The sequence below is a fragment of the Peribacillus sp. NPDC058002 genome (assembly GCF_042886655.1).
GTDB lineage: Bacteria > Bacillota > Bacilli > Bacillales > DSM-1321 > Peribacillus > Peribacillus aracenensis.
The window spans coordinates 1-2,269 of record NZ_JBHVQU010000408.1 but is presented as its reverse complement, the minus strand read 5'-3'; the positions used below and the strand labels follow the sequence as shown (position 1 = coordinate 2,269).

General features: G+C 38.7%; 3 protein-coding genes. All 3 read left to right on the top strand.

Going from position 1 to position 2,269, the window contains the following annotated elements; all coding sequences use genetic code 11:
• On the top strand, positions 1-868 hold an 868-nt coding region (locus ACFVSH_RS25665; RefSeq protein ID WP_387708580.1), incomplete at its 5' end, for a phosphotransferase.
• 102 nt (positions 869-970) lie between these two features.
• Positions 971-1,570 carry a YhcN/YlaJ family sporulation lipoprotein gene (locus ACFVSH_RS25660; protein WP_387604459.1) on the top strand — a complete coding sequence of 200 codons (600 nt, stop codon included), beginning with the start codon at positions 971-973 and terminating at the stop codon, positions 1,568-1,570.
• 101 nt (positions 1,571-1,671) lie between these two features.
• Positions 1,672-2,181: a BofC C-terminal domain-containing protein gene (locus ACFVSH_RS25655; RefSeq protein ID WP_387604457.1), complete on the top strand. Its 510-nt coding sequence runs from the start codon at positions 1,672-1,674 to the stop codon at positions 2,179-2,181.
• Positions 2,182-2,269: the final 88 nt, after the last annotated feature.

The following is a 2,269-nucleotide window of genomic DNA, read 5'->3' as shown; positions in this document are numbered from 1 at the left end:
CCATATTCAAAGCAGTGTCTATTTATTAACTTTTGAAAAGGGTCATCCTATGATCCTTAAAGGATTCGACAGTTTTGAAAAATGGGATCGGCAAAGGGAATTGACTTCTTTATTAAAACAAAAGGGATTTCATCAAACGTATTATATTCATCAGAATCTAATGCCCTTTCAATTTAAAGGGAAATGGTATGGCAGTATGGACTATTTTCCACCGAGTAAGAAAAAATTCAAATATTCCAATCATAAGGACCGCTTAGAGGGCATTCAGTTACTGGAAAGCTTCCATGATGTGTCGGAACATGTCTCCATTAACGCTCCTGTGTTCAATCAATCAAAAAAGTGGAAAGAACGCTTATCACTATTTAAAAAGAACTTTTCTTATGTTCGCCAATATGTTTCCGAAGATATTATCAAGGAATGGATTAGATGGGGTGAATGGTCGCTAGAGGGGTTTGATAAAAATCAGTCTTTATGGAATAAGGAAAAGAAAGTCATCATTCATGGTGATTGTGCCCACCATAATTTCTTGCGGAGAGCGGACGGCACTTTGACGTTAATCGATTTTGACTTAATGGCGAATGCCCCGAGGTGCATTGATTATTTACAGTATGCAAATCGTATTATGCCTCATTTGGGAGATGCGGCCACCGAAATGTGGGAAGTTCCGCAATTGCAAAGGTATCAGTCAGACCCGGCATTTTTATATGCGTTAACTTATCCTACCGATATTTTCCGTGAATGGAATCGTCTTAATAAAAGTTCTTCCCAGATTCATTCGGTTTGGAAAATGTCCGTGGAAGGATTTTCGAAGCGAATGGAGATGAATGAAAAATTGAAGGAAAGGATTTCTTCCCTTAAAAGGAATTAAAACGGGTTTTTGGCCGTATCTTACAGAGTACATTTCCCGTTCGACACCCATGCTAATTATGAGCGGAATATAGCTCATTCTATTGCAATGGGAGGGTTATTGGTGCAGAAAATAAAATGGGCACATCCGCTTTGTACGGTATTGGCTGCCGTCAGTTTGGTTGGATGTGCTAATAATGATACAGCGGAAAATGAAAATATAACGAATAATACAGGGTACCATGAAAAAGATGCATTGGTACGCAACATCAATTATGAGAATATAGTGCAAGGTTTATACGATAAAGATGATGCGTACAGTAAGAGTGACCGTAACTACCATGGACATGAAAGTAAACCGCTTAAGGCAAAATCATCTTATTATAATTCTTATGAAGGTGCTTTTGCCGATCAAGTTAATGGTATCGCCAAGAAAGCGGAGCCGGTCATCGATGCCAGGACAGTCATCATGAAAGATGAAATGCTGGTAGCTTTGAGGCTTGATGACTACAGCCGGGCAAAAGATGTTAAAGAGAGAATCAGGAGAGAAATCGGACCCCTTACAAATGGCCGCACCCTATATGTAACCACCGATGAAGGTGTCTATTTCAGGACGATGACACTTGATAACAATCTTCGGGATGGCGATACGCGGGAAATGATCATTTTGGATGCCAATGACATGTTCGATAACCTTAACATTCACGAAAATCACTTAAAATAATAAGTGGGCTGACCCAATATGGAGTCAGCTCTTTTTGATTTTTTTCTGGTTAATAATCCTTATTTGGGGTCAAACTACATAAAAAGTAAACGCCTTAAGAGGTGAATATATTGATTAATCAACTTAGAATCCAATTTTTCATGACGCTTTTCATATTGCCAATTTGCCTAACCGTTTTTGCCGAAGAAACCGTTCAAAAGGAAAATGATCCTATTGAAAGGAAGGTCATTCTTCAGCGTATGTATCTGGATGGTGAATTAAGTGAAGAGAAATTGACAGAAACAATTTGGTCGATGGAGGACTTTTGGTCAAAATATGAAGGATGGATAGTGATCGATCAAAATGAAGAGCAGATTGTCATGAAGAAAATTGAAAATGACATATCGCCGCTTTTAAAAGCGAATGGTTACCTTGGGATGAGGGAAGATGGTACGTTATCCATTTTTATCGGAAGGCCTGAGCACGCCAAGATCATTCATACTTTCTACCAAATAGACGTTGGTAAACTTGAAGCATACAAGCAGGAGGAACTGCAAAAAGGGATTCCAATCATGAATAAAGACCAATATAAACAGCTCATTAAAGAATATGAGCCATATTCGGTAAACTAGGATGGGATGATACCCACCCTCCAGACTGTAGGTAAACTTGATCTGACCCAATAAAGTTAGACATATAGTTTAAGCAGCTTCTAAGACT